30 protein-coding genes are annotated in these 26415 nt (G+C 66.4%); 13 read left to right on the top strand and 17 right to left on the bottom strand.

Going from position 1 to position 26415, the window contains the following annotated elements:
• The first annotated feature begins 51 nt into the window (after nt 1-51).
• Both E4341_RS06685 and E4341_RS06690 read left to right on the top strand, forming a co-directional pair.
• A complete protein-coding gene (locus E4341_RS06685) occupies nt 52-417 on the top strand; it encodes a response regulator (protein WP_165118614.1) in 366 nt (121 codons plus the stop codon).
• Nucleotides 414-1775 carry a PleD family two-component system response regulator gene (locus E4341_RS06690; protein WP_165116091.1) on the top strand — a complete coding sequence of 454 codons (1362 nt, stop codon included), beginning with the start codon at nt 414-416 and terminating at the stop codon, nt 1773-1775. The genes E4341_RS06685 and E4341_RS06690 overlap by 4 nt, the downstream gene beginning before the upstream one ends.
• A gap of 73 nt (nt 1776-1848) precedes the next feature.
• Here E4341_RS06690 and rpmG read toward each other — a convergent pair whose 3' ends face one another.
• On the bottom strand, nt 1849-2016 hold the full coding sequence (rpmG, locus tag E4341_RS06695) for a 50S ribosomal protein L33 (RefSeq protein WP_003164451.1): 168 nt from the start codon (nt 2014-2016) through the stop codon (nt 1849-1851).
• 126 nt (nt 2017-2142) lie between these two features.
• Here rpmG and E4341_RS06700 point away from each other — a divergent pair, with 126 nt between their 5' ends.
• Entirely contained in the window at nt 2143-2709 is a 567-nt protein-coding gene (locus E4341_RS06700; RefSeq protein ID WP_165116093.1) for a hypothetical protein, read from the top strand.
• Between the two features lie 2 nt (nt 2710-2711).
• Here the strand turns inward: E4341_RS06700 and E4341_RS06705 are convergent, their stop codons facing one another.
• Genes E4341_RS06705 through rnr form a run of 3 tightly spaced genes read right to left on the bottom strand, consistent with a single transcriptional unit; the run spans nt 2712 to nt 6149 of the window.
• A complete protein-coding gene (locus E4341_RS06705) occupies nt 2712-3125 on the bottom strand; it encodes a DUF5990 family protein (RefSeq protein WP_165116095.1) in 414 nt (137 codons plus the stop codon).
• Between the two features lies 1 nt (nt 3126).
• Nucleotides 3127-3828, bottom strand: coding sequence for an NUDIX domain-containing protein (locus tag E4341_RS06710; RefSeq protein ID WP_055754794.1), 702 nt, complete (start codon nt 3826-3828; stop codon nt 3127-3129).
• On the bottom strand, nt 3825-6149 hold the full coding sequence (gene rnr / locus E4341_RS06715; RefSeq protein WP_165116097.1) for a ribonuclease R: 2325 nt from the start codon (nt 6147-6149) through the stop codon (nt 3825-3827). Before rnr ends, E4341_RS06710 begins: the two co-directional genes overlap by 4 nt.
• Nucleotides 6150-6267: 118 nt before the next feature.
• Here rnr and E4341_RS06720 point away from each other — a divergent pair, with 118 nt between their 5' ends.
• Together E4341_RS06720 and E4341_RS06725 are read left to right on the top strand one after the other, a co-directional pair.
• Nucleotides 6268-7668, top strand: a complete 1401-nt coding sequence (locus E4341_RS06720; RefSeq protein WP_165116099.1) for a cystathionine beta-synthase — start codon at nt 6268-6270, stop codon at nt 7666-7668.
• A gap of 4 nt (nt 7669-7672) precedes the next feature.
• The gene (locus tag E4341_RS06725) at nt 7673-8836 is read left to right on the top strand and encodes a cystathionine gamma-synthase (RefSeq protein ID WP_165116101.1); all 1164 of its coding nucleotides are present in this window, start codon (nt 7673-7675) and stop codon (nt 8834-8836) included.
• Nucleotides 8837-8838: 2 nt separating this feature from the next.
• Here E4341_RS06725 and E4341_RS06730 read toward each other — a convergent pair whose 3' ends face one another.
• The 6 genes from E4341_RS06730 to E4341_RS06755 form a co-directional block, all read right to left on the bottom strand.
• Complete coding sequence (locus E4341_RS06730; protein WP_055754797.1) at nt 8839-9096, bottom strand: hypothetical protein; 258 nt, start codon at nt 9094-9096, stop codon at nt 8839-8841.
• A gap of 23 nt (nt 9097-9119) precedes the next feature.
• The gene (locus tag E4341_RS06735; RefSeq protein ID WP_055754798.1) at nt 9120-9314 is read right to left on the bottom strand and encodes a hypothetical protein; all 195 of its coding nucleotides are present in this window, start codon (nt 9312-9314) and stop codon (nt 9120-9122) included.
• A 51-nt stretch (nt 9315-9365) separates the two neighbouring features.
• On the bottom strand, nt 9366-9578 hold the full coding sequence (locus tag E4341_RS06740) for a cold-shock protein (protein ID WP_008260450.1): 213 nt from the start codon (nt 9576-9578) through the stop codon (nt 9366-9368).
• Nucleotides 9579-9754: 176 nt separating this feature from the next.
• Nucleotides 9755-10471 carry a TorF family putative porin gene (locus E4341_RS06745; protein WP_165116103.1) on the bottom strand — a complete coding sequence of 239 codons (717 nt, stop codon included), beginning with the start codon at nt 10469-10471 and terminating at the stop codon, nt 9755-9757.
• Between the two features lie 38 nt (nt 10472-10509).
• Nucleotides 10510-11442, bottom strand: coding sequence for a nitronate monooxygenase family protein (locus tag E4341_RS06750; RefSeq protein WP_165116105.1), 933 nt, complete (start codon nt 11440-11442; stop codon nt 10510-10512).
• Between the two features lie 270 nt (nt 11443-11712).
• Complete coding sequence (locus E4341_RS06755; protein ID WP_165116107.1) at nt 11713-12114, bottom strand: endonuclease domain-containing protein; 402 nt, start codon at nt 12112-12114, stop codon at nt 11713-11715.
• Nucleotides 12115-12234: 120 nt separating this feature from the next.
• Here E4341_RS06755 and queF point away from each other — a divergent pair, with 120 nt between their 5' ends.
• The gene (gene queF / locus E4341_RS06760; protein WP_165116109.1) at nt 12235-12696 is read left to right on the top strand and encodes a preQ(1) synthase; all 462 of its coding nucleotides are present in this window, start codon (nt 12235-12237) and stop codon (nt 12694-12696) included.
• A 43-nt stretch (nt 12697-12739) separates the two neighbouring features.
• Here the strand turns inward: queF and E4341_RS06765 are convergent, their stop codons facing one another.
• Nucleotides 12740-13456 (bottom strand): EAL domain-containing protein, encoded by a 717-nt coding sequence (locus E4341_RS06765; protein WP_240893633.1) that lies wholly within the window; start codon nt 13454-13456, stop codon nt 12740-12742.
• Between the two features lie 209 nt (nt 13457-13665).
• Between E4341_RS06765 and E4341_RS06770 the strand changes: the two genes are divergently transcribed.
• A complete protein-coding gene (locus tag E4341_RS06770; RefSeq protein ID WP_370458471.1) occupies nt 13666-14538 on the top strand; it encodes a DUF817 domain-containing protein in 873 nt (290 codons plus the stop codon).
• Here the strand turns inward: E4341_RS06770 and E4341_RS06775 are convergent.
• Together E4341_RS06775 and E4341_RS06780 are read right to left on the bottom strand one after the other, a co-directional pair.
• Complete coding sequence (locus E4341_RS06775) at nt 14510-15172, bottom strand: DedA family protein (protein ID WP_165116113.1); 663 nt, start codon at nt 15170-15172, stop codon at nt 14510-14512. The genes E4341_RS06770 and E4341_RS06775 overlap by 29 nt on opposite strands.
• A 72-nt stretch (nt 15173-15244) precedes the next feature.
• The gene (locus E4341_RS06780) at nt 15245-15838 is read right to left on the bottom strand and encodes a nitroreductase (RefSeq protein WP_165116115.1); all 594 of its coding nucleotides are present in this window, start codon (nt 15836-15838) and stop codon (nt 15245-15247) included.
• 45 nt (nt 15839-15883) lie between these two features.
• On the opposite strand from E4341_RS06780, the gene E4341_RS06785 reads away from it, so the two are divergent.
• Both E4341_RS06785 and cysE read left to right on the top strand, forming a co-directional pair.
• Nucleotides 15884-16510 carry an NUDIX hydrolase gene (locus E4341_RS06785; protein ID WP_165116117.1) on the top strand — a complete coding sequence of 209 codons (627 nt, stop codon included), beginning with the start codon at nt 15884-15886 and terminating at the stop codon, nt 16508-16510.
• Between the two features lie 20 nt (nt 16511-16530).
• Complete coding sequence (gene cysE / locus E4341_RS06790; RefSeq protein WP_039243758.1) at nt 16531-17358, top strand: serine O-acetyltransferase; 828 nt, start codon at nt 16531-16533, stop codon at nt 17356-17358.
• 9 nt (nt 17359-17367) lie between these two features.
• Here the strand turns inward: cysE and E4341_RS06795 are convergent, their stop codons facing one another.
• Nucleotides 17368-19443, bottom strand: coding sequence for a TonB-dependent siderophore receptor (locus tag E4341_RS06795; protein WP_165116119.1), 2076 nt, complete (start codon nt 19441-19443; stop codon nt 17368-17370).
• A gap of 51 nt (nt 19444-19494) precedes the next feature.
• Between E4341_RS06795 and E4341_RS06800 the strand changes: the two genes are divergently transcribed.
• Nucleotides 19495-20694, top strand: coding sequence for a DUF1624 domain-containing protein (locus E4341_RS06800; protein WP_165116121.1), 1200 nt, complete (start codon nt 19495-19497; stop codon nt 20692-20694).
• Between the two features lie 72 nt (nt 20695-20766).
• Nucleotides 20767-20988 carry a DUF3126 family protein gene (locus E4341_RS06805; RefSeq protein ID WP_039243756.1) on the top strand — a complete coding sequence of 74 codons (222 nt, stop codon included), beginning with the start codon at nt 20767-20769 and terminating at the stop codon, nt 20986-20988.
• A gap of 81 nt (nt 20989-21069) precedes the next feature.
• On the opposite strand, the gene E4341_RS06810 is transcribed toward E4341_RS06805, so the two are convergent.
• A complete protein-coding gene (locus E4341_RS06810) occupies nt 21070-21321 on the bottom strand; it encodes a DUF2164 domain-containing protein (RefSeq protein WP_039243746.1) in 252 nt (83 codons plus the stop codon).
• Entirely contained in the window at nt 21318-23225 is a 1908-nt protein-coding gene (locus E4341_RS06815) for an ABC-F family ATP-binding cassette domain-containing protein (RefSeq protein ID WP_165116123.1), read from the bottom strand. Before E4341_RS06815 ends, E4341_RS06810 begins: the two co-directional genes overlap by 4 nt.
• A gap of 151 nt (nt 23226-23376) precedes the next feature.
• Between E4341_RS06815 and ndk the strand changes: the two genes are divergently transcribed.
• Together ndk and E4341_RS06825 are read left to right on the top strand one after the other, a co-directional pair.
• Entirely contained in the window at nt 23377-23796 is a 420-nt protein-coding gene (gene ndk / locus E4341_RS06820; protein ID WP_017504672.1) for a nucleoside-diphosphate kinase, read from the top strand.
• Between the two features lie 171 nt (nt 23797-23967).
• Nucleotides 23968-24168 (top strand): YMGG-like glycine zipper-containing protein, encoded by a 201-nt coding sequence (locus E4341_RS06825; protein ID WP_017504673.1) that lies wholly within the window; start codon nt 23968-23970, stop codon nt 24166-24168.
• 91 nt (nt 24169-24259) lie between these two features.
• Here E4341_RS06825 and E4341_RS06830 read toward each other — a convergent pair whose 3' ends face one another.
• Nucleotides 24260-26329 carry a M13 family metallopeptidase gene (locus E4341_RS06830; RefSeq protein WP_165116125.1) on the bottom strand — a complete coding sequence of 690 codons (2070 nt, stop codon included), beginning with the start codon at nt 26327-26329 and terminating at the stop codon, nt 24260-24262.
• Nucleotides 26330-26415: the final 86 nt, after the last annotated feature.

Raw genomic sequence — 26415 nt, forward strand, 5'->3', positions numbered from 1 at the left:
ATGCGACCAACGAGGCGTCCCGCGTTCGAGGGGCGCGCAGGTCAGGTGATGATGTCCAAGAAAGTCCTCATCGTCGAGGATAACGAGCTGAACATGAAGCTTTTTCATGATCTGCTCGATTCCCAGGGCTATGAGACCCTGCAGACCCGCGAGGGCTTGCAGGCGCTCGCCCTGGCGCGCGCCCATCATCCCGACCTGATCCTGATGGATATCCAGTTGCCTGAAATCTCGGGCCTGGAGGTCACCAAATGGCTGAAGGACGACGACGAGCTGAACCACATCCCCGTCATCGCCGTCACCGCCTTCGCCATGAAGGGCGATGAGGAGCGGATCCGTCAGGGCGGGTGCGAGGCCTATATCTCCAAGCCGATCTCGGTCATGCATTTCCTCGAAACCATCCGGCAGCACCTCGGATGAGCGCCCGTATCCTCGTCGTCGACGATGTGGACGTGAACGTCCGCCTGCTCGAAGCCAAGCTGACCATCGAATATTACGATGTGCTGACCTGCAACGACGGCGCGTCGGCCCTGGCCATCGCCGCCGAGCACCAGCCGGACCTGATCCTGCTGGACGTCATGATGCCCGGCATGGACGGGTTCGAGACGTGCCGACGGCTGAAGGCCCAGGCCGAGACGCGCCATATCCCCGTCGTGCTGGTCACGGCGCTGGACGGGCGCGAGGATCGGATCAAGGGGCTGGAGGCCGGCGCCGACGACTTCCTGACCAAGCCCATCGACGACGTCATCCTGTTCGCACGCGTCAAGTCGCTGACGCGGCTGAAGCACGTCATGGACGAGCTGCGCGAGCGAGAGGAAAGCGGCCGTCGCCTGGGCGTCGATTCGGACAATGCCGCGCGGCTGCGCAGCGAGGGCGGGCGGGTTCTGATCGTCGATGACGACCAGCGTCAGGCCGAGAAGATCGCCCAGGAACTGGGCGGCGAACATCGCGTCGCCATCGAAACCGATCCCGAGGCGGCGCTGGTTGCGGCCAAGGGCGCGCTGGACCTGATCATCGTCAACGTCGCCGCCGCCAGCTTCGACGGCCTTCGGATCGTCGCTCAGGCCAAGTCGGGCGATGCCCGCCGCGCGCCGATCCTGGCGATCGTGGAGCCGACCGAAAGGCCGCGCATGATCAAGGCGCTGGAACTGGGCGCCGCCGACATCCTGCCGCGCCCTGTCGATACCGAAGAACTGTCGGCGCGGGTTCGCACCCAGATCCGTCGCAAACGCTACACCGACTTCCTGCGCCAGAAGCTGGACAGCAGCATGGAAATGGCCGTTACCGACGCCCTGACCGGCCTGCACAACCGGCGCTACATGACCGGCCAGTTGCAGGCGCTGGTGGGTCGTGCGGCCCAGGGCGGGGCCCAGGTGGCCGTGCTGGTTTTGGACATCGACCACTTCAAGTCGGTCAACGACAGCTTCGGCCACGACGCTGGTGATGAGGTGCTGGTGGAGTTCGCCGTGCGCCTTGCCACCAATGTCCGGGCTGTGGACCTGCCTTGCCGCATGGGCGGCGAGGAGTTCGTGGTGGTCATGCCGGGCGCCAGTCTGGAAGACGCCGGCCGTGTCGCCGAACGGATTCGCCGCGACGTCGCCTCCGCGCCGTTCCGCGTGATGGGCGGCAAGGAGCAGATCACCATCACCATCTCGATCGGCGTGGCCGCCACGACCGGCGACGGCGATACGCCCGAAGGCTTGCTGAAGCGCGCCGACGAAGGGGTCTATGAGGCCAAGGCCGCCGGCCGCAACCGGGTCATCGCCAAGGCGGCCTGACGCGGGCACAGACAACGAAAAACGCCCGGCTGGAGACCAGCCGGGCGTTCTCAATTTTCAGCCGATCAAGGACTTACTTGATCTTGCCTTCCTTGAACTCGACGTGCTTGCGCACGACGGGGTCGTACTTCTTGACGACCATTTTCTCGGTCATGGTGCGGGCGTTCTTCTTGGTGACATAGAAGAAGCCGGTGTCGGCCGTGGAGTTCAGGCGGATCTTGATGGAAGCCGGTTTGGCCATCGGAATTACCTCTGCGACGGCGAAAGCCGCTTAAAATAAGAGGCGCGGAACATACTCAGGATCGCCCCAAAGTCAACGGGCGCGATGCCACGTTGATGAGGCGGAACGCACATATAGTCTGACCGCATGAAAATCGCATCCCTGCTGGCCGCTGCGGCCCTGATGGCCTTGTCATGCGTCGGCGTTGCAACGGCCGATCCGGCTCAGTCCCAGGACGATTTCCTGGCGCGCTTGAACGCCCTGTGTGGCCAACGATTCGAAGGCCGTGTCGTCACCACCGACGCCGCCGACGCCAGGTTCGCCAGCGAGCGGCTGGTCATGCAGGTCCGCGACTGTTCGCCGGACGAGGTGCGTATTCCCTTCGCCGTGGGGTCGGATCGTTCGCGCACCTGGGTCGTGACCAAGACCGACACGGGCCTTCGGCTGAAGCACGATCACCGACATGCGGACGGCACGACCGACGTGCTGCATTGGTATGGCGGCGATACGGTCAAAGCCGGCACGGCCGAGCGTCAGGAATTCCCGGTCGACGCCGAATCGATCGCCCTGTCCAACGAAAACGACGCGGCGGTCTCGACCACCAATACCTGGGCGATGGAGGTTCACCCCGACCGGATGTTCGCCTACGAACTGCGACGTCCCAACCGGCATTTCCGCGTGGAGTTCGACCTGACCAGGCCGATCGTCGACTAGGGTCAGACTGCGCGCCAGGTCCGGATCGGCCGCACGGTGGCGCAGGCGGGACCGCCGTCCTTGGCGCGGCCGGGCAGGACGACTTCCAGCACCTCGCCTTGGCGCGCCTGGGCCAGCAGATCGGCGGGAATGTCGTGGACGTCGATCTTGGCGCGTCGGCTCCATTCGCTGGCGTGCTGGCCTGCCGACGTGCCGATCGCGACATAGACGAACCGCCGCGTAGCGCCCTCGCGCCGCACGAAGGGGCCGGTCAGGCGGCCATCCTCGGACAAAGTGACGGGCGCGTCGAAGCTGATCGGGCCGTCTGCGGCGATGCGCGGCTCGACCGGCATGTTCGCCTTGTCCTGCAGGCTGTAGGCGACGCCCGCGACCGGATCGGCGATCGTCAGGCGCAGGGTGATCGTCGTTCCGGCCATTTCAGTCCCTGTGTTCGACCGTGTGCCGACCCCGCACCATCCGCACGAAGGGCAGGGGCCGGTTCGGGTGTTTCAACCGCTCGGCCAGTTCACCCAACACAAACCGGGTGATGGCGGGCAGGTCCAGTGCGCGCGCCTCGTCCAACGGCAGCCAGGCGATCTCGTCCAATTCGCCCGACCCCGCGGTCGGCTCCGGGCTCAGCAGGGCATCGGCCGGGGCCATGAAGAAGCGGGCGTCGAACCGGCGGGTCCGGCCCGGCGGCGTAATGGCGCGCGCGACATAGGACAGGACCGACAGATCGGGCAGCGCGCCGGCCTGGCGATACTCGCGCCAAGGTCCGGCGACGGAGGCGCGGGGCGCCGGCCGCCCCAGAATGAGCCCTGTCTCCTCGAACGTCTCGCGCACCGCCGTCAGGGCCAGGGCGCGCGCACGGCGAGCGGGCAATTCGCCTTCCAGTCGCCGCGCAACCTCGCCCGACAACTCATCCGTCGCGGCGGCGTTGAAGTCGCTGCGATCGATCCGCCCACCCGGAAACACCCACTTCGACGCCATGAACACATGGCCAGGCGCGCGCCGCCCCATCAGCACCTCGGGCCGATCGCCGCCACGCGTCAGGATCAGCGTCGCCGCATCCTTCGGCCGCTGAGCCCCGCCGACACGCGGGGCGTCGGCCAGATCCTGAGCGGCGTCGAAAGGGGTCACTTGCGCTTGCCCTTCCTCACACCCTTCAGGCCGCCGGAGGGTTTGGAGCCGTTGCGGGGCTTGGGGCCGCCAGGGCGGTTCTTGCCGCGCATCGGCGGGCCGTCACCGCCGCGTCCGCGAATGCCGTAGCGTGGGGCCGGGGCGTTGGGATCGCGGGGTTCGGGCTCGCTGAGCATTTCGAACACCAAGCCACCCGTGACGGGGGTCGCCTCGCGCAGCTTGACCTCCACCATGCGGCCCAGGGTGAAGCGTTTACCCGTGCGTTCGCCGACAAGGGCGTGGGCGCGGTCGTCGTGGGTGAAGTATTCGCTGCCGAGCGTGGAGACGGGCACCAGGCCGTCCGCGCCCGTGTCCTCTAGACGAATGAACAGGCCGAACCGCGTCACGCCGGTGATCCGCCCGGCGAAGGTCGCGCCGACGTGCTCTTCCAGATAGGCGGCGATATAGCGATCCATTGCGTCGCGCTCGGCGGCCATCGACCTGCGCTCGGTCATGGTCACGCCCTCGGCGATGGCCGGCAGTTCGGCGATCTCGCGGTCGGTCAGTCCGTCCTTGCCCAGATTCAGCGCCCGGATCAGGCCGCGGTGGACGATCAGGTCGGAATAACGCCGGATCGGTGAGGTGAAGTGGGCGTAGCGATCCAGGTTCAGGCCGAAGTGGCCGATATTCTCGGGGCTGTAGATCGCCTGCATCTGGCTGCGCAGGACCACCTCGTTGACAACATCGGCGTGTTCGGTGTTGCGGGTCTCGTCCAGCAGTTTGTTGAACCGCTTGGTCGTGCCGGGCTCGCCCTTGTTCCAGGGCTTGCCGATGGTCGACAGGAAGTCGGCCAGGTTGAAGATCTTCTCCTGGCTGGGTGTGTCGTGCACGCGGTAGATCAGCGGCGTCTTTTTCTGCTCCAGCGTTTCGGCGGCGCAGACGTTGGCCTGGATCATCATCTCTTCGATCAGCCGGTGCGCCTCCAGCGAGGCGCGCTTTTCGATGGAGGCGATACCGCCCCCTCCTTGTTCATTGGCGGGCGCCATGCGGATGCGGCGTTCAGCCGATTCGATCTGCAGCGGGCTGCGCTTCAGCCGGCCCTTCAGCATGGCGTGATAGGCGTTCCACAGCGGATAGAGGATCGCCTCCATGATCGGGCCGGTCGTGTCGTCAGTTTGCCCATCGATGGCGGCCTGCGCCTGTTCGTAGCTGAGCTTGGCGTGCGACCGCATCAGGCCGCGCACGAACCTATGTCCGGTCTTTCGGCCGTCCTTGTCGAAGACCATCCGCACGGCGAGACAGGCGCGGTTCTCGCCCTCCTTCAGGCTGCATAGGCCGTTCGACAGCACCTCCGGCAGCATCGGCTCGACGCGGTCGGGGAAATAGGTCGAGTTGCCCTTGTCGCGCGCCTCGCGGTCCAGCTGGCTGCTGGGGCGGACGTAGGCGGCGACGTCGGCGATGGCGACCCAGACGATCCAGCCGCCTTCATTCTTCGGATCCTCGTCGCGCGCCGCATAGACGGCGTCGTCGTGGTCGCGCGCATCGGCGGGGTCGATGGTGATGAAGGGGACCTCGCGCAGGTCTTCGCGCCCCTTCAGCGTCGGCAGGGCCTGATCCTCGGCCTCGCGTTCGACCGCTTCGGAGAAGCCGGTCGGGACGCCGTGGGCATGGATAGCGATCAGGGAGGCGGCGCGGGGGTCGTCTTCCTTGCCGATGTGCTCCAGGATTTTGCCGCGCTTGGGGCCGTAGCGTTGGTCGCCTTTCTCAATCGCGGCCAGAACCAGGTCGCCGTCACGCAGGTCGCTGGACTGGGCCTGGGGCACCAGCAGGACGTCCCTGGAGCGGCGGTCGACCGGCTCGACGCGTGTTTCGCGCGCCGACTTGCGGATCACGCCAAGAACGCGGTTGGAGCCCACGTCCAGCTTCTTGATCAGCCGGGCTTCCCAACCCTCCGCGCCGCGCTGGAACTTCACCAGCACGCGATCGCCCAGGCCAGGGGCGGCCTTGGACTTGTCGGGCATCAGAATGGCGCGCGGGGCGTCGGGAGTGGTCTCGACCAGGCGCACATACAGTTCGCCGTCGCCGTCGCGTTCGATCACATCGGCGACGCCGACGGGGGGCAGGGCGCCGGCTTCGGAAAAGCCCTTGCGACCGCGTTTGCCCAGTCGCCCTTCGGCTTCCAGCTCGCGGATCATTTCGCGCAGGGCCCGGCGGTCGCCGCCTTTCAGTCCGAAATGGCGGGCGATGTCCGTCTTCTCGGCCGATCCGGCCTCGCGCAGGAAGGCGACGAGGGTGTCTTTGTCGGGGAGACCGGCGGGCGGTCTCTTGGATGATTTGGTCATTATGTCTTTCGTAGCGCGGAACCGCGCCCTTGAGTAAATCTTGAGGGGTCAAATCTTGCGTGAGTTGACCATGTGAAGGCGGGGCTTCAGCTTCCGCCCGCCCCGAATGGAGTTTTCGATGTCCCTGACCGCCCCCGCCCTGAGCGCGACCGTCTCGTCGCCGCTGGATCTGATCGGCAAGACGCCGATGGTGGAGGTGACGAAGATCGACACCGGCCCGTGCCGCCTGCTGCTGAAGCTGGAGTCCCAGAACCCCGGCGGTTCGATCAAGGACCGGATCGCCATCTCCATGCTGGACGCCGCCGAGCGCGAAGGCTTCCTGAAGGAAGGTGGCACCATCGTGGAGGCGACGGCGGGCAACACCGGCCTGGCGCTGACGCTGGTCGGTCGGGCCCGGGGGTATAAGGTGCTTCTGGTCATCCCGGACAAGATGTCCAAGGAAAAGATCCAGCATCTCAGGGCGATGGGCGCCGATGTTCGTCTGACGCGTTCGGACGTCCCGCATGGCCATCCGGAATATTACACCGACATGGCCGAGCGTCTGGCCCAAGGCATTCCCGGCGGCTTCTACGTCAACCAGTTCGCCAACGCCGCCAACGCCGAGGCCCATGTGAATACGACGGGCCCCGAAATCTGGGAGCAGACGGGCGGCGACATCGACGCCTTCGTCGCCGGCATCGGCTCGGGCGGCACGATCACCGGCGTGGCGCAGTTTCTGAAGAGCGTTGGCTCGAAGGCCCAGATCATCCTGGCCGATCCCGTCGGCTCGACCCTCGCCGGCATCGTCAACGACGGCGTGCCGGGGCCGGAAGGCAGCTACACCGTCGAGGGAATCGGCCAGAACTTCGTGCCCGATACGGCGGACATGAGCCTGATCGACAAGGCCTATTCGATCCCCGACGCCGAGGCGATCGCCACGGCGCGCGAACTGCTGCTGAAGGAAGGCATCCTGGCCGGCTCGTCGTCCGGCACCCTGATCGCCTCGGCCCTGCGCTGGTGCCGCGAGCAGACCGAGCCCAAGACTTGCGTGACCTTCGTCTGCGACACCGGGGCCAAATATCTGTCCAAGGTCTATAACGACGCCTGGCTGGCGGATCAGGGCCTGGGAGAGCGCGAGCTGCACGGCGACCTGTCGGACCTGATCAACCGCAAATACGAGAAGGGCGACGTCGTCGTCGCCGGGCCGGGCGATACCCTGGACACCGCCTTCAAGCGGATGAAGGGCGCCGACGTATCGCAACTGCCGATCATCGAAGACGGCCGGCTGGTCGGGATCCTGGACGAAAGCGACCTGATCCGCATCATGAACACCGACGAGATCACGCGGAAAGAACGGTTCGCCAAGCCGGTGGCCTCGGCCATGACGCGCGATCTGGACACGCTTCAGGTCAATGAGCCTCTGGACGCCCTGATCCCTGTCTTCGACCGCGACCGCGTGGCCATCGTGCTGGACGGCGAGCGGTTCGTCGGCCTGATCACCCGCACCGACCTGATCAACCACCTCAGCCTGAACCGGTAAGTCCATGAGCGACAAGAAGAACAGCCAGGGCTTTTCGACCCGCGCCATCCATGCCGGCCAGCATCCCGACCCGACGACGGGTGCGGTGATGACCCCGATCTACGCCACCTCGACCTACGCCCAGGAAAGCCCGGGCGTGAACAAGGGTTATGAGTATGCGCGAGGCAAGAACCCGACGCGCGAGGCGTTCGAGGCCTGTATCGCGGACCTGGAGGGCGGCACGCACGGGTTCGGGTTCGGCTCGGGCATGGCGGCGACCTCGACGGCGCTGGAGTTGCTGGATGCGGGCGATCACATCGTCACCGGCGACGACTTGTACGGCGGCTCGTGGCGACTGTTCGAGAGGGTGCGCAGGCGAACCATGGGGCTGGACTTCGCCTATGTGGACCTGAGCGACATCGCGGCGGTCGAGGCGGCGATCACGCCCAAGACCAAGATGCTGTGGGTCGAGACGCCCACCAATCCCCTGATGAAGCTGGCCGACATCGCCGCCCTGTCGAAGGTGGCCAAGGCGCATGGGCTGCTGCTGGTCGTGGACAACACCTTTGCCACCCCCTTCTGCCAGCAGCCGCTGAGCCTGGGGGCGGACGTGGTGATGCACTCGGCGACCAAATACCTGAACGGCCATTCGGACATTATCGGAGGGGTGCTGGTGACGGCCGACGCCGAGTTGGCGACGCGGATCAAGTTCCTGCAGAACTCGGTCGGCGGGATCATGGGGCCGTTCGACGCCTTCCTGGCCAACCGGGGCTTGAAGACCCTGGCGCTGCGGATGAAGGCCCACTGCGAGAACGCCCTGACCATCGCGCGCTGGCTCGAGACGCGCGCGGGGATCGCAAAGGTGATCTATCCCGGCCTGATCGCTCACCCTCAGCATGAGTTGGCCGCGCGCCAGATGAGCGGCGGCTTCGGCGGGATGGTGACGGTGATCCTGGAGGGCGATCTGGAGCGCACGAAGCGGGTGCTGGAACGGGTTCAGGTCTTCACCCTGGCGGAGTCGCTGGGCGGGGTCGAAAGCCTGGTGAACCACCCGGCGATCATGACCCACGCCAGCGTGCCCAAGGAGGTGCGCGAGGCGGGCGGCGTGACCGACAACCTGATCCGGCTGTCGGTCGGGGTCGAGAACGTCGAGGACTTGATCGCAGATCTGGATCAGGCCCTGGGCTGATCTCAGCTTGAGGGAAGGGCTGTCTGGTGGCCGGTGACTGGCGGCAGCTTCTTCTTGGGGGCGGCGCGCTTGACCGGGGCCTTTGCGGGCTTGGGCAGGGCCGCGCGGCGGGCCATTTCGGTGTCGATGACCGGGATGATGTCGCTGGCGGCCATGACCTGGGTCGAGGCGCCGTGTTCGACCAGGCGGGCGGCGTTGGCGCGCAGCGTCGTCAGGTCGGCGTCGGTCATCGCGGGGATCATGTCGGCGAGCGGGGTCATGTCGGCATCCGTATGCAGAAGCCTCAGGGCTGGCGCGACAGGCGCCAGCCCTTCAGCTGATTGAAGGCGATTTCCACCGTCACGCGGTCGCCCAGCAGCGAGACGCCCGTCTGGGCGCCCAGCGAGGGCAGGACAGTGATCAGGTGGCCGTTGTCCAGGCGAACGCGACGGCCGCCGAGCGGCATCAGTTTGATGACCTCGCCGTCGAATGCGATCACGCCGGCCCTGGTCGGGGCCGGCTCGTTCGTGTTGGACGCGTGGAGCGTGTCCTACTCCGCCGCCGTAAGGCGACCGGCGGACTCTTTGCCGGAGCGCGAATCGCGCTCGATTTCGTAGGAAATCTTCTGGCCTTCGTTCAGCGAGCCGACGCTCGAGGTTTCGACGGCCGAGGCGTGGACGAAGACGTCCTTGCCGCCGTCATCGGGCGCGATGAAGCCGTAGCCTTTGGTGGGGTTGTACCATTTTACAGTGCCGGTAGCCATTTGGAGACCTCCGTCTGGCGTTGACCGCAGGGAGGGATCCCTGGTCGGCCTGTCGGGTCTGAATGGGATCGGCTTTTGGACCTCGGTGCGTGATGCAAAGGGAGCAGCGGCGTTACGCAGAGAGATCGACCAGACCTAGATGGGCGCCCGACAACCGTTACGCAAGGGGCTGGCGATCAGAAGGCGTAGGCGACCTTGGCGACCAGGGCGTCCTCATATTGTTCGCCGAAGGTGTGGGCGTCGGTGTCGTAGTAGCGCAGGTCCAGTTCCAGGGCGTCGGTGAGGGCGTAGGTCACGCCGGCGTTCCAGCCGGTGTAATCGGGCGCGCCGTTCTGCTCGCGACGACCGACGGCGACCGTGCCGTTCAACTGGGGCGTGAAGTCCCAGCCCAGGCGGCCCTCGACCCAGGTGAAGCTGTCGGTCGAGCCGGCGGCGTCGGGCGAATACTGGACCTGCAGTCGCGCGCTGGCCGGGCCGATCGAGCGGCTGGCGTTGCCTGTGATCTCCCAGGCGTCCTGATCATAGCCGGCTTCGGCGTCGAGGCGGTTCTTGTAGGCGACGTTGAAGTCGAACCGATAGCCGAAGGCCTCGGGCTGATAGCCGACCACGAACTCGGCCTCGACGTTGGAGCCGCCGGCCTGGATCGTCTGGAAGCCGGGGCCGACGTAGAACAGGCCGTCGGCGCTTTCCCAGGTCGCCGAGCCGAAGGCGTAGCCGTCGTTGCCGGACTTGGACGCATCCTTGGAGCGGTTGTCCGTGCCCGCGCCCAGTTCGAAGGACCAGGCGTCGCGCGCGGACGTCGGGGCTGATCCAGGCGCCGACTGGGCGGCGGCCGGCAGCGCAACGGCGAGCGCGGAGACGGAAAGGGCGGCGAGGATGGTCGTGCGGATCATGGCGGCTCCAACGCGCGAGGTGCGGATTGGCGCCGCCTTTAGCGCGCTCCGGCCTTGATGGCGAATTCCTCTGTGGCCTGAGCGAACTCTTGTCGCAGGCGCGCGACCAGTTCGGCGGTCGGCAGGACGTCGTGGATGGCGCCCGCGCCCTGGCCGGCGGACCAGACGGTCTTCCAAGCCTTGGCCTCGTCGCCCATGTCCAGCTTGTGTTCGGGCAAGGTCTTCGGATCGATGCCGTTCTCGATCAGCGACTTGCTCATGAAGTTGGCGGGGATGCCGGACACGGCGGGCGTGTGGACGATGTCGGTCGCGCCGCTGTCGATGACCATCTGCTTGTAGGCGTCGGCGGCCATGGCCTCGGTCGTGTTGATGAAGCGCGTGCCCATATAGGCGAAGTCCGCGCCCAGCATCAGGGCGGCCGCAACGTCCTGACCCGTCGAGAGCGCGCCCGACAGGATGATGGTCCCCTTGAAGAAGCTGCGAACCTCGTTGACTAGGGCGAAGGGGTTGATGATGCCCGCATGGCCGCCCGCGCCGTTCGCGACCAGGATCAGGCCATCGACGCCCGCCTCGGCCGCCTTTCGCGCATGACGAATGTTGGCGATGTCGTGGAAGACCTGACCGCCGTAGCCGTGGACCGCGTCGACCACGTCGCGCACGGCGCCCAGGGAGGTGATGATCAGCGGCACCTTCTCCTCGACGGACACCATCATGTCGGCAATCAGCCGGGGGTTGGTCGGGTGGACGATGTGATTGACGCCGAAGGCGGCGGCCTCGGGCTTCAGCCGGCCCTTGATCTCTCGAATCCAGTCGCGATAGCCCTCGGTCGTGCGCTGGTTCAGCGACGGGAAGGTGCCGATCACGCCCGCATTGCAGGCCTCGACCACCAGATCCGGTCCGGACACCAGGAACATCGGCGCCGAAATGATCGGCAGGATCAGACCTTTCTGCAGCGAAGCGGGAATGGCCACGGGCGTCTCCTTTGGTTTTCTTTCGCTACGCTTAGCGGGCTGTCGCCGGGGAAGGCAATCGCGGGGATTTCAGACGGTGGCGCGAAAAAATGAGTCTAATTCGTCTAATCTCGGGTCGGAGGCGGGGTGAAAGCGGGCAGGCGGCGACGGCGGGTGAAAACCGGCCATCATACGACGATTCGGACGTAGGGTCGGTCGATTGACGCTGCCCGACGCGAAGGCGTTGAAAGGGCGAGGGAAGCCGTCCGGGATTAGGATGGCTGGCTGGCCTCAATCCTCCCCCACCGGGGGACGGGGGCCGCGAAGCGGTGGAGGGGGCTGATCGCGCACCTGCCGATGAATATGGTCCACCACGGCAGCCAGTTCGCTCAACACATCCCGCGCCGGGATACGAAGAACGGAAATGCCGCGTGCGTTGAGCCATTCTGTCCGCCGGTTGTCGTGCTCCACCGCCTCAGCTTGGGAATGGCTTTCGCCGTCCACCTCGACCGCAAGGCGAGCGTCCTCGCAATAGAAGTCCAGAATGTACGGACCGAGGGGGTGCTGGCGGCGAAAGCGAATGCCGTCGAGCCGGCGCCCTCTGATGTGCTGCCACAGGAGAACTTCCGGCAGGGTCATCGTGCGGCGCAGGTCGCGGGCGCGGGCGACGGTTTTCTTAGGTGCGTAGGTCATTTGCGTCGGTCATTTGCGTCATGGACCGCATACGCGGCCGGCCCCCTCCACCGCTTCGCGGTCCCCCTCCCCCGATGGGGGAGGATTTTCATCTGAGCGGCAAGCGCCTAAATGCCCGGCATGACCCACTATACCGACAGCCTCAGCCAGCTCGGCGCCCAGACCGCCGCACCGACAAGTCCCGAGACGGCGGTGCTGGAGCGGGTGCCCAACCCGCATGCGGACACGCTGTATCTGGCCCGGTTCACGGCGCCGGAGTTCACCAGCCTGTGCCCGGTGACGGGCCAGCCGGACTTCGCCCACATCGTCATCGACTATGCGCCGGGCGACTGGCTGGTCGAGTCCAAGAGCCTGAAGCTGTACCTGACCAGTTTCCGCAATCACGGCGCCTTCCACGAGGACTGCACCGTCGCCATCGGGCGGCGGCTGGCGGACTTGCTGGAACCCAAGTGGCTGAGGATCGGCGGATATTGGTATCCGCGCGGCGGCATCCCGATCGACGTCTTCTGGCAGACCGGTGCGCCGCCCGAGGGGCTGTGGCTGCCGGACCAAGGCGTGCCGACCTATCGCGGGCGGGGATAGTCAGAGGTTCCGCGTCCGCCGTTCAGCAGCGGGCGTGTCGCGATCAGGCGCTTAGGGCCACAGGCGCAGCCTGGTCAGGCCAGGCGACAGGCGACAAGGCTTCCAGCGCTGGCTTCGCCAGCAGATAGCCCTGCATCAGATCGACGCCGAGATCGCGCAGGACATCATGTTCGGCCAGGGTCTCGATGCCTTCGCAGACGGGCTGGATGCCCAGGTCCCGAAGCATGTTCAGCGTGTTGCGCACGATGGTGCGCTTGACCGGGTTGGTGTCGATGTCGCGCACTAGGGCCATGTCCAGTTTGACGATGTCGGGCTGGAACAGGGTGAGCAGGCCCAGACCTGCATAGCCGGCGCCGAAGTCGTCGATGGCGGTCTTGAAGCCCATGGCGCGATAGGATCGCAGGATGTTGAGGATGTGGTCGGTGTCCATCACCTCGCTCTCGGTGAACTCGAAGATGATCCGATCCACCGGGAAGTTGGTGCGCATCGCCGCCGCCAGGGTGGCGCGAATGCAGGCGCGCGGCTCATAAACGGCGTTGGGCAGGAAGTTGATCGACAGGCTGGCGCCGCCCGCCGTCATATCCAGACCGGCGGCGAGATCGATGGCGGTCGTGCGGCACAGCTGATCGAAGGCATAGCGGTTGTCGTGGGAGATATGCGACAGAACCTGACCCGCGCCCCGGCCGTCCTTGCCCCGCACCAAGGCTTCGTAGGCGAAGACCGTCTGGGTCGTCACATCGACGATCGGCTGGAACGCCATGGTGATAGGCAGGTCAAACCCCGCCCCATCTCTGCAGCCTGCGCAAGACATAAGCTTCTCCTACTGGCCGGCTAGTCTAAGGCGGCAGGCGTTAAAGACTGATGTCGAACAGGAAATTCGCTCTCGGGTTCCTTTCGTGCGGTTAAAACTCCGCAGCGCGGGAGCGGTCCGCTCTTGAAGTTTCTCGCTGCGCCGTCACGGGTAATGCGATGAACCACGCACTTCCGCTCGAAGCCTGGGGGCGCCGTCTGATGACGCGGGCGGAGGCGTGGGCGGATCGGTCGTGGGCGCGGCGCCAGGCCTATGAGTTCTTGTGGTTCGGGCTGAAGCAGGGGTGGGCGTGTCTGTTCGGGGGGCTGATGCTGGCCCTGATCCTGGGCACGTTTCTGGTTTGGCCAGAGGGAGCGCCGGTGTCGCGCTATGACTTTCTGGCGGTCGGGGCGGTGGTGATCCAGGCGGCGATGCTGATCCTCCGGTTGGAGAGCTGGGAAGAGGCGCGCGTGATCTTCCTGTTCCATGTGGCGGGGACGGTCATGGAGCTGTTCAAGACCGCGCACGGGTCATGGGTCTATCCCGAGGACAGTCTGCTGCGGATCGGGGCGGTGCCGCTGTTCTCGGGCTTCATGTATGCGGCGGTGGGCAGCTATATCGCGCGGGTGCAGCGCATCTTTCATATCCGGGTGCGGGGGTATCCGCCGCTGTGGACGACCTGGGTGCTGGCGGCGGCGATCTACATCAACTTCTTCGCCCATCACTGGCTGCCGGACGTGCGCATCGCGCTTTTCATCGCGACCGCCGTGTTGTTCGGGCGGGGATGGTTCTATTTCACGGCGGACCGGAAGCGGCGGTCGATGCCGCTGCTGCTGGGCTATTTCCTGGTGGCGCTGTTCATCTGGTTCGCCGAGAACCTGGGCACGCTGGGGCGGGCCTGGGTCTATCCGGGGCAGGCCGACGGGTGGGAGATGGTGTCCCTGGCCAAGCTGGGCAGCTGGTTCCTGCTGATGATCATCTCGGTGGTGCTGGTCTCGTTGGTGCACCGACCGGAGGAAGAACTCAGCGGCCCTGCAGCGCCCCGCGCATGACGGCCGACTTGCGGCTCATGCGGGCCTTCACCAGGCGATAGGCCACGGCGACAATCAGGATGGTCACGGCGAGGGCGCCGATCAGAAGGGTGGGGCCGTGGGCCTCGCTGAGGACTTCCATCTTCGCCAGACCTTGAGCGGCGAGATAGCCCGGCGCCAGCATGGCCAGCACCCAGACGATGCCGGATGTGACGTTACCGAACTGGAAGGCCCGCTGACGCATCCGGAGCATGCCCAGCGTCAGCGGCACGAAGGCGCGCAAGGGCCCGAAGAAGCGGCCGACGAAGATCGACATGACGCCGTAGCGACGGCAGTACAAACGCGTCCAGGCGATGCGCCGGCGGTGCGCCTTGAACATCGGGCGCTGGAGGAATCGCACGCCCAGTCGACGTCCGGCCCAGTAGGAGATGGCGTCGCCGATCACCGCGCCGATGACGCAGCCGACGATGACATTGACGGGGTCCAGCACGCCGGCCGCGATCAGGCCGCCCGCCGCGACCAGCAGGCCGGTGGCGGGCACGAAGGCGCCGACGACGGCCAGCGACTCGACGAACACGACCAGGCCCAACATGACGCCGGCCCACATATGGTTGCGGGCGATGAAATCGCCCACGGCTTGCAACAGGGAATCCATACGAAGGCCTTGGGGGAGGAAGGCGGGGTCGGTCGAGGTCAAACCGACGTAGGGCGACCTTATGTCACCCGCTTACGGCAGGCGTGTGACCTTGGCGGCCAGATCGGGACGCGGGCGTTCCAGCGCGGGTTCCTTCAGCGTGCCGATGTGGATGAAGCCGGCGACGCTCTCGCCCTCGGTCAGGCCGAACAGGGCGACGCCTTGCGGGTCGTAGCTGTACCAGTCGGTGATCCAGCTGGACGAATAGCCGAAGCCGGAAGCCGCGTGTTCCAGGTTCATGCAGACGGCGCCGGCCGATAGCTGTTGCTCCCAGATCGGCTTGGACCGTTCGACCGGCGTCGAGACGACCAAGATGGTGACGGGCGCGGCGGTCAGTTTGGCCAGAACCGCCTGATCCTTGGCTGGGCCGTTCCTGAGTTCGACCAGCACGGCGAGGCGGGCGGCGATGTCGGCGCGCGATTGGGGACCCAGGACGACGAAACGCCACGGGAACAGCTTGCCATGGTCGGGCGTGCGGGCGCCCAGCGTCAGGATCTCGTCCAGTTCGGCCTCGGACGGGCCGGGCGCGACCAGGGCCTGGGCCGGGGCGGAGCGCCGCTGGGCCAGGCGGTCCCGAAAATCTTTCGAGGGAACGGGCGGGGGCAGGGGTTCGTTGAGCGCGACCATGCCGTCTAGCTAGGCTTTCATCCGCGTCTTCGCCATAGGTGGCCCATGCGCAAATCCGACGAACCGAAATGGGCCGAAGGGCTGTCGAAGCCGCCGGCCTGGCGCAGCGACGGAACCGAGACGGTGTTCGACAGCCCCTGGATGGCGCTGACCCGGCATCCGGCGACGGCGCCGACCGGCATGAAGGCCGACTATGCCGTCGTGCGGTTCAAGAACGTCGGGACCGGCGTCCTGCCCGTCCACGACGATGGGACGGTGACCCTGGTGGGCCAGCAGCGGTTCGCCCACGCCAACTACAGCTGGGAAATGCCCGAGGGCGGCGCACCGCTGGACGAGGATCCGTTCGACGGCATCCGGCGCGAACTGGCCGAGGAGGCGGGATTGCAGGCCGAACACTGGCTGCCGGCGCTGAAGGTCGAGATGTCGAACTCCATCACCGACGAGATCGGCATGACCTGGATCGCGTGGGGCCTGTCGCCTGCGCCGACCGATCCCGATCCCACCGAGATCATCGCCGTGGTGCGCGTGCCGTTTGTCGATCTGCTGGACGAGATCGGGCGGGGAACGGTGCGCGACAGCCTGACGGTGGCGACGGCCTACAAGGCTTATCACATGGCGATGAACGGCGAACTGCCCGAGGCGCTGGCGCGCGCCTTGCTGGGGCGCGTATGATGTCGCCGAAGGAGCCGATCATGGCCAAGCTGGAAGTCGTCGCAGAAACCGAAATCGACAGCGTGTGGCGTCAGCTGCGCGCCTCGGCCGAGGCGGCGTCGCGCGAGGAGCCGCAACTGGGCTCGCAGATGAATGCGGTGATCCTGTCGCACGACGACCTGGCGGGCGCGCTGAGCTTCCAGATCGCGCGCAAGCTGGCGGACGGCGAGATGAGCGCCATGTCGGTGCGCGAGGTGTGTCTGTCGGCGTTCAAGGCCGATCCGTCGATGGTCGAGGCGGCGGAGGCCGATCTGCAGGCTGTGGCCGAACGCGACCCGGCGATCCGAAACCTGTTGCAGCCCTTTCTGTATTTCAAAGGCTTCCAGGCCTTGCAGGGCTGGCGCGTGGCGCACTGGCTGTGGGGGCAGGGGCGCGAGACGCTGGCCTTCCATTTCCAGAGCCGGATCTCCGAACTGTTCCAGCTGGACATCCATCCGGCCGCGCAGATGGGCAAGGGGCTGTTTCTGGATCACGGCACGGGCATCGTGATCGGCGAGACGGCGGTGGTCGGCGACGACGTGTCGATGCTGCACGGCGTGACCCTGGGCGGGACGGGCGCCGAGCGCGGCGACCGCCATCCCAAGATTGGCAAGGGCGTCCTGCTGGGCGCCGGGGCAAAGGTGCTGGGCAATATCCATGTCGGCGACTACGCCAAGGTGGCGTCCGGCTCGGTGGTGCTGAAGGCCGTGCCGTCCGGCTGCACCGTGGCGGGGGTGCCGGCCCGGCTGGTCAACTGCCCGACCAACGCCGAACCGGCCCGCACCATGGATCACACCCTGGCCGATGTGGTGTACGACTTCGTCATCTGAGCCGGCGCCTCATAGCGCGATCCTGAGCGAGGCGCGGATGCTGCGCGGGGCGCCGGGGTAGATCCACAGGGCGCTGTAGGAGCTGGCGGCGTAACGTTCGTCGAACAGGTTGTCGACCTCGACGCGGGCCGTAACCTGGGGCGTCAGGCCATAGTCCAGCGCAGCCTTGGCCTTCCAATAGGCGGGCAGTTCGGGCGCGCCGAGCGCCAGGCCGCCGGCCCGGTCGCCGACGTAGGCCGCGCCGGTCATGAACGACCGGGTCGTGCCGTGGATGGTGGGGAAGCGACCGATCACGAACAGCGAGCCCGAATGTTCGGGCACGTTCAGCACGGCGTCGGTTGCGAAGGCGCTGTCGTCGGCCTGGGCGTCGGTCCAGCCGTAGTTGGCGACCACCTGCCAGACGTCGTCGATCTTCAGGGCGCCGTCCAGCTCGATCCCGCGCGTCGTCAGCTTGCCGACCGGGGCCAGGAAGTTGGGATCTACCGGATCGGTCGTCAGAATGTTCGACTTCTCGATGTCGAAGACGGTGGCGGCGAGGTCCAGTCCGTCCCAGGCGCCGGCCAGGCCGATCTCATAGCCTTTGCCATCCTCCGGCGCGAAGCCGGAGCCGTCGCGACCTGTGCCCGAGTTCAGCACGAACGACTGACCATAGCTGGCGTGGGCGGTCAGGTTGTCGGTCAGGCGATAGCGGGCGGCGAAGCGGTATTTCAGGGGCGTATCGCGGGCCTCGCCGACGGCGCCGGTGCGGTTGTTTCGGATGGTCTGGTCGTAGTCGTCGAACCGCAGCCCGGCCAGCAGGCTGAGGCGGTCGTTCACCTCCCACAAATCCTGGACGTACAAGGTGACGACGTCGCGCGTTTCCAGATTGTCGGTGAAGGGCAGGGGCGTCGGCGGCGTGACCGCGCCATAGACGGGATTGAGGACATTGATCGGATAGGGATTGGCCGCAGTCGGATTGATGCGCAGCCACTTCTCGCCATAGGTCAGCTGATAGGCCTTCACCCCGAAACCGAGGTTGTGAACGCCCAGCCCCGTCTCGACCACGCCGTTCAGCTCGAGCCGGGCCGACAGGTCCTCGACCGAAAAGTCGCGTCCGCGACGCTGACGCCACAGCTGGTCGCCGACCAGGCGCGACTGATCGCTGGACATGCCTTTCAGCGAGCCGCCGCGCCCGGCGACGCCGCCGTTCAGGCTCCAGTCGTCATTGATCCGGTATTCGCCGGTGATCTGGTGCCGTTCGTTGCGGAAGCGTGTCACGCCGTCGCCGGGCTCGCCGTAATAGTTCGAGGGCGGCAGGAACAGGGCGTCTCCGTTGATCGCCGGCATCCCCCGGTCGAACAGGGTCGTGAAGGTGGTGAACTCGCCCACATAGGTCAGGCGCAGGTCGTCGGTGGGACGCCAGGTCAGGGACGGCGCCACCACGGTGCGGTCCAGGCCAACATAGTCGCGCCAACCGTTCGAGGTCTCGCCCGCCACCACAAGCCGTCCGGCCAGGGAGTCGTTGATCGGGCCGGTCAGGTCCAGCTCGCCGCGACGCAGGCCGAATGATCCCACCGTGGCGGTAAAGGCGGCGGCGGCGGCAAAGCGGGGGGTCTTGGAGACGATATTGATGCGTCCGGCCGGGTCGATGTCGCCGAACAGGGCGCCGGACGGCCCCTTCAGCACCTCGATCCGCTCGGACGTCGCTGGGTCGCGAGGCGGGGCCATGCCGCGATTGGCCAGGAAGCCGTCGACATAATATTCTGCGCCGCCGTCGGGCGTGCCCAGAAAGCCGCGAATGGCGAAGTTGTCCATGACGCCGCCGCGATTGTTCTGCTGGCTGACGCCGCTGACCAGTTCCAGCGCATCGGCCAGGCGCGTCGCGCCCACGGCCTTGATCAGATCGTTCTCGATAGAGCGGCTGGACGGCGACATGGCCTCGGTGATCGCTCCTGCGCCCAGGGTCAGATCACGCGGCGCCGAACGGCGGCCCAGAACGACGATCTCCCCCACCGTTTCAGGCTCGACCGCCTCGATAGCGACGGGGGCGGGGGCGTTGGCGGCGACCAGCAGGCACGCGCTGGCGCAGCTCAGAAGGAGGGACAAGGCAGGCTCCGTTTGAAATGTTATACTGTATCGGCTATCCGCTTCCGCCTGATGATGTCAACCGCTGCAACGCTTGTTCCCGCCTCCGCTTCTTCGACTGCCGCGCCAAGCCGTGCGGTCGGTCGGATCCGATCCATCGACGCCCTGCGCGGGCTGGTCATCCTGCTGATGCTGGTCGATCACGCGCGGGAGTTCTTCTTCATCCACGCCCAGGTCTCGGACCCGATGAATGTGGAGACGACCTCGCCGGCGTTGTTCTTCACCCGGCTGTCGGCCCATCTGTCCGCGCCGGTGTTCGTGGCCCTGACGGGATTGGGGGCCTGGCTGTACGGAAACAAGCAGGCGGGCGGCGTTTACGGAGCCGGCGCGGCATCGGCCTTCCTGCTGAAACGCGGTCTGTTTCTGGTCGTGCTGGAGCTGACGGTGGTCAACTTCGCGTGGACCTTCTCGATCACGCCCGAGTTGATCTATTTGCAGGTGATCTGGGCCATCGGCCTGTCGATGATCGCGCTGGCGGCCCTGGTGCATCTGCCGCGCGCGGTGCTGATCGGCGTGGGGTTGGTCATCGTGCTGGGCCACAATCTGCTGGACCCGATCACCATCGCGGCGGGACAGCCGGGCCATGCGATCTGGGCCGTACTGCATGATCGCGGTTTCATCGATTTGCCGTGGAGCGCCCAGGCGAGGACCTCCTATCCGCTGCTGCCGTGGATCGGCGTGGCGGCGCTGGGCTATGCCATAGGGCCGTGGTTCGCAGGCGAGCAGAGGACGCGGCTGAGACGGCTGGTGCTGACGGGAGTGGGCGCGCTCGCTCTGTTCGTTGTGCTGCGGGCGATCAATGTCTATGGGGATGCGCCGTGGGCCCTGCAGGCGACGCCGATCCAGACGGTGATGAGCGTGCTGAACCTGACCAAATATCCGCCGTCGGCCGACTTTCTGCTGCTGACGCTGGGCGTCGGGGCGCTGATCCTGGCGGGGCTGGAAAAGGCGCCGGATCGGTTGGTCGGCGTGCTGGCGGTCTTCGGCGGAGCGCCGCTGTTTTTCTATCTCATCCACCTCTACGGGCTTCACCTGCTGAACCTGGCGGCGCTGATGCTGTTCGGCGCCAATCAGGGCGAGGGCTTCGGCGTGCCCGGCGTCGGCTGGGTGTGGTTGCTGGCGGGCCTGGTCACCGTGCCTTGCTGGTTCGCCTGCCGATGGTTTGGCGGGGTCAAGCGGCGCAGTTCGCAATGGTGGATGAAGTATCTCTGAAGCGGGAAAATGCGCGGCGCCGGTTTCCCTGAACCGCCGATGTCTCTAGGGTCCGCCGCCAACGTCCAGACCATGAGGCCCCCCGTGAAAGACACCGACCTGAAGCGCATCGAGGCCCACCTCAAGCGCACCTTCAACACCGGCGGCATCATCGTGAAGGCCCGCCCCAAGCAGAATGACTCGGCCGAGGTCTATGTCGGCGACGAGTTCATCGGCATCGTCTTCGAGGATGAGGACGAGGAAGGTTCATTCATGTTCGAAATGGCGATCTTGGCCGAAGACCTTCCGGCCTAAAACGCCGACCGATCCGACCGCTCGGCGTGAATGCGCCGGGCGGTTTTCGTTTGGGCCGACCCGTTCAGCGATACGGGCCGGTCAGCGCGTCGGGGCCGCGCGTTCGAGGCCGTACAGCGCCTCGACGATGTCCTCGGCCTTCTGCTGGACCAGTTGTTGGGCGTCGTGGACGCCGCGATTGTAGAAGGCGCCGCCGATCTCCTTCCCGATGAAGTCCAGCAGCATCTCGGCCGGAAGCTGGCCGAGTTCCTGATCCAGTTCTCGGGCGAAGTAGTCGCGCAGTTTGGCGGTGATCGCCGCGCGTTCTTCCTTGGAGAATTCGATCGGTTTCATGCGACTTCGGCGAGCGCTTCTTCGGCGGCGACCCAGGCGGCTTCGGCGGCGGCCAGATCGGCCTCGGTCTTGGCGCGGGCGCGGGTCAGGCCTTCGAGGGCCTTGGGATTGCTGACGGAGGCGGTGGCCATGTCGTCGTCGATGCGGGCGATCTCGGCCGTCAGGCGGGTCATGGTCTCCTCGGCCTTCTTGACCGCATGGCGCAGGGTCGAGGGCGAGGGGCCGGATCGCTTCTTGTTGCCCCTATCGTTCGCGCCGCGGGCGCTCTCTGCTTGAGGGGCGCCTGAGTTCGCCTTGGCCTCTTCCTTCTTGATCTGGCTGGGCTTGGCGATGGCCTGTTTCGCGCGGTCCAGGACGAACTTGGCGTAGTCGTCCATGTCGCCGTCGAACGGCTTGACCGTGCCGTCGGCGGCCAGCCACAGGCGATCCGCCACCATCTCCATCAGCGAGCGGTCGTGGGTGATCAGGATGACGGCGCCGTTGTAGTCGTTCAGCGCGTCCAGCAGGGCGCGACGGCTGTCGATATCCAGGTGGTTGGTCGGTTCGTCCAGGATCAGGACGTGGGGCGCGTCCATCGCCACCATGTTCAGCAGCAGCCGCGCGCGCTCGCCGCCCGACAGGCTGTCGACCGTGGTTTCCTGCTTCTCATAGCCCAGGCCGAACTGGGCCAGTTTGGAGCGGCGGGCGCTTTCGGGCGCGTCCGGCATGGCGCGGCGTATGATCTCCAGCGGCGTGTCGGTCGGGTCCATCGCCTCGATCTGGTGCTGGTGGAACCAGCCCACGCGCATCTTCCTGTCGCGGTGAAGCTCGCCCTCGGACACGTTCAGGGCGCCGGCGATCATCTTGGCGAAGGTCGACTTGCCCGCGCCGTTGACGCCCAGCAGGCCGATGCGGTCGTCCAGGTCCATGCGCAGGTTCAGATTGCGCAGGATCGGCTTGCCCGGCTCATAGCCGACATTGGCCCGCTCCAGCCGGATCAGCGGCGGCGCCAACGGACGCGGCGGCGAGGGCAGGGTGAAGGGGGCGACGCGCTCCTCGATCGTGGTGGCGACCGGCTGCATCTTCTCCAGCCGCTTCATGCGCGACTGGGCCTGCGCGGCCTTTGAGGCCTTGGCCTTGAAGCGATCGACGAAGGCCTGAAGGTGGGCGCGTTCGGCGTCCTGCTTGGCCTTGGCCGACAGCTGCAGCCGCGCCTTTTCCGCGCGGGCCTTTTCGAAGGCGTCGTAGTTGCCGGTGTAGAGCGTCAGGGTGTGGTTCGCGAGGTGCAGGATGTGGGTGCAGACCTCGTTCAACATCTCGCGGTCGTGGGAGATGATCAGGGCGGTGTGCGGGTATTTCTTCAGCCGCGCCTCCAGCCACAGGGCGCCTTCCAGGTCGAGGTAGTTGGTCGGTTCGTCCAGCAGCAGCATGTCCGGCTCGGCGAACAGGGCGGCGGCCAGGGCGACGCGCATCCGCCAGCCGCCCGAGAACTCCGACATCGGCCGGGCCTGGTTTTCCTGATCGAAGCCCAGACCGACCAGAATTTCGGCGGCGCGCGCGGGGGCGGCGTCGGCGTCGATCTCGATCAGCCGCGACCAGATCTCGCCCATCTCTTCCGGTTCTGCGGTCTCGAGCCGGCCCAGCAGGGTGTGGCGTTCGACGTCGGCCTCAAGAATGGTGTCGATGACGCTGACGGGGGTCGCCGGATGCTCCTGATCGACCGAGCCGATACGGGCGGTCTTGGGCAGGCTGATCTCGTCGCCGGCGGCGTGAAGCTCGCCCAGGATCAGCTTGAACAGGGTCGACTTGCCGATGCCGTTGCGGCCGACCAGGCCGACCTTTGAGCCGGGCGGCAGGCTGACGGAGGCGTCCACGAGAAACTTGCGGCCCCAGGCGTTGAAGGTCAGGTCGGTGATCTGGAGCATTGCGGCGAAGGTTCTTCGGTTGGTCGGCGTCCCTCAATCGGCAGGTCGCCATGCGGCGTGCGTCAGGGATGCAAAAAGGGACGGTTGGAAACGCGGGAGGTGGTCGCTATAAGCCCGCGACACTCAATCTCCCAACAAGAAGTCAATTCCCATGACCGAACGTACCTTCTCGATCATCAAGCCCGACGCCACGCGCCGCAACCTGACCGGCGCGATCAACGCCGTGATCGAAGGCGCCGGCCTGCGCATCGTGGCCCAGCGTCGCGTCAAGCTGACGACCGAACAAGCCAAGAAATTCTATGAAGTGCACGCCGAGCGCCCGTTCTACGGCGAGCTGGTCGAGCAGATGACGGCCGAGCCGGTTGTCGTTCAGGTGCTGGAAGGCGACAACGCCGTCGCCGCCTATCGTGAAGTCATGGGCGCCACCAACCCGGAACAGGCCGCCGAAGGCACCATCCGCAAGCAGTTCGCCCTGTCGATCGGTGAAAACTCGGTCCACGGTTCGGACAGCCAGGACAACGCCAAGATCGAGATCGCCCAGTTCTTCACCGACGACCAGATCGTCGGCTAAGGCGCTCCGCGCTCAAGTCGCGAGGAACCGCGTTCCGAGCGTAGCGCCGAAACAAAGCGATGCGAGAGCGAACGTTCTCGCATAGCGTGACTATATAGGCCCGCGCCCGGAACCGGACGCGGGCCTTGTCGTTTGGTGGTCATTATCTCGTTCGTCTCCCGGAGAAGACCCATGAAGACCATGATCAAACTGGCCCCCGTCATCGGCGTCGTGGCCCTGCTGGCCGCCTGCGGCCAGACGATGGAACAACGCGCCGCCACCGGCGCCCTGGGCGGCGCCGTCGCCGGTCAGGTCATCGGCGGCAACACGGGTTCGACCGTGGCCGGCGCCGCCATCGGCGCCGTCGCCGGCGCGGCGACCAAGCCCCGCTAAATCAGGCTCAGTCTCTGGGGCGAAAGCCCGGATGACAAAAAGGCCCGGAGCGTTCGCTCCGGGCCTTTTCTACGTCTGACGTCCGGCGCCTCTACCAGATGCGGGCGCGGGCCTCGGGCGCAATATATTCCTTCTGGTCCGGCGAGACTCCGAAGGCCGCATACCAAGCGTCGATGTTGCGCGGCGAGGTGGCGGCGCGCACCGGGCCGGGCGAGTGCGGGTCGGTGGTCAGCTGCTCTTTCAGCGCCGCCTCGCGCGACTTCTCGCGCCAGACCTGCGCCCAGCCCAGGAAGACGCGCTGATCGCCCGTCAGCCCGTCGATGACCGGCGCCGGCTGGCCGTTCAGAGACTTGTGATAGGCGTCCAGCGCCAGCAGCAGACCGCCCAGGTCGGCGATGTTCTCGCCCATCGTCAGGTCGCCGTTGACGTGCACGCCGGGGATCGGCTCCAGCTTGTCATAGATGTCGCCCAGCACCTTGGCGCGCGCCTCGAAGCGGGCGGCGTCTTCCGGCGTCCACCAGTCGCGCAGCACGCCGTCGCCGTCGGACTTGCGGCCCTGATCGTCGAAGCCGTGGGTGATTTCGTGGCCGATGACCGCGCCGATGCCGCCGTAGTTGACGGCCGGGTCCGCGTTCGGATCGAAGAAGGGCGCCTGCAGGATGGCGGCCGGGAAGACAATCTCGTTGCGCGGCGGGTTGTAATAGGCGTTCACCGTCTGGGGCGTCATGCCCCATTCCAGCGGATCGACCGGCTTGCCGATCTTGCCGCGCTTGTACGCCCATTCGAAGGCCGATGAGCGTTCGACGTTGCCGTACAGGTCGTCGGCCTTCAGCTCCAGGCCGTCATACGAGCGCCACTTGTCGGGATAGCCGATCTTCACCCCGAACTTGGACATCTTGTACAGGGCCTGCTCGCGCGTGGGCTCGCTCATCCAGTCCAGGGTCTTCAGCCGCTCCGTCATGGCGTCGCGGATGTTGCCGACCAGGGCTTCCATCTGGGCCTTGGACGAGGCGGGGAAGTGCAGGCGGACGTATTCCTGGGCCAGGACCTCGCCCAGCTGGCCGTCGACCAGGGCCACGCCCCGATTCCAGCGGGGACGGTTTTCGGGCTGACCGCGCAGCGTCTTGCCGCGGAAGTCGAAGCGGGCGTCGACGAAGGCCTTGGACAGATAGGGGCTGGCCTGATCGACGACGTTGAACGCCTGCCAGGCCTTCAGCGTCTCGATGGGGGTGTCGGCGAACACCTGGGCGATGGCGGGGATGGCGGTGTTTTCCATCAGCACCAGGGTGTCGACGTCCGACACCTGGGCGCCGGCCAGGAAGCCGGCCCAGTCGAAGCCGGGAGCCAGGGTCGTCAGGTCCGAGGCCTTGGCCGGGTTGTACAGCTTGTCGATCTGGCGACGCTCGACCGTCGTCCACTGCTTGTCGGCGACCTTGGTTTCGAAGGCGAGGATGTCGGCGGCGGTCTTGGCCGGGTCGGCCCAGCCGATGGCGGTCAGGGTGGTCGTCAGATAGGCCAGATAGGCCTCGCGCTGGGCGGCGAAGTCGGGCTTCAGATAGTAGTCGCGGTCCGGCAGGCCCAGCGATCCCTGACCCAGATAGGCCGAGTTCAGATTGGGGTTTTTCAGATCCTCGAACACGTCGATGCCGAACAGGGAGCCGCCGAAGCCTGAATGGCTCTCGCCCATCAGGCGCGCCATGCCGGCGTGGTCGGTGACCGCCTTGACGGCGGCGAGGTCGGCGGCCAGCGGCGTTGCGCCCAGCTGCTCGATCTTCGCCTCGTCCATGAAGCTGGCGTACAGGGCGCCGACCTTGCGGGCGTTCTCGTTGGCGGGATTGGCGGCGCTGGTTTCGATGATCGACTTCAGCTGGGACTGGGCGTTCTCATACAGGACGTCGAACGGGCCGAAGCGCGACTTGTCGGCCGGAATCTCGGTCGTGCGCAGATAGGTTCCGTTGGCGTATTCGTTGAAGTCGTCGCCGGGCTTCACCGAGGTGTCGCGACCGGCCAGATCGAAGCCCCAGGCGCCGAAGGGGCTGTGGGCCGCGCCGGCCGTGCCGTGCGAATGCTGGGCCGAAGCGTCCTGGGCCGAGGCCGCGCCGCCGGTGAGAGCGACGACGATACAGGCCGAGCAGGCGGCCATCAGACGAATGCGAGTCATGGATAGAGAGGGTCCCGATTGAGGTCGGGCGCACCATTGCGCCGGTGCGGCGGTCTGTCGCATGACGTTTTTGTAATCTTCGCGCC

The organism is Brevundimonas sp. 'scallop', assembly GCF_011045535.1.
Lineage (GTDB): Bacteria > Pseudomonadota > Alphaproteobacteria > Caulobacterales > Caulobacteraceae > Brevundimonas > Brevundimonas vesicularis.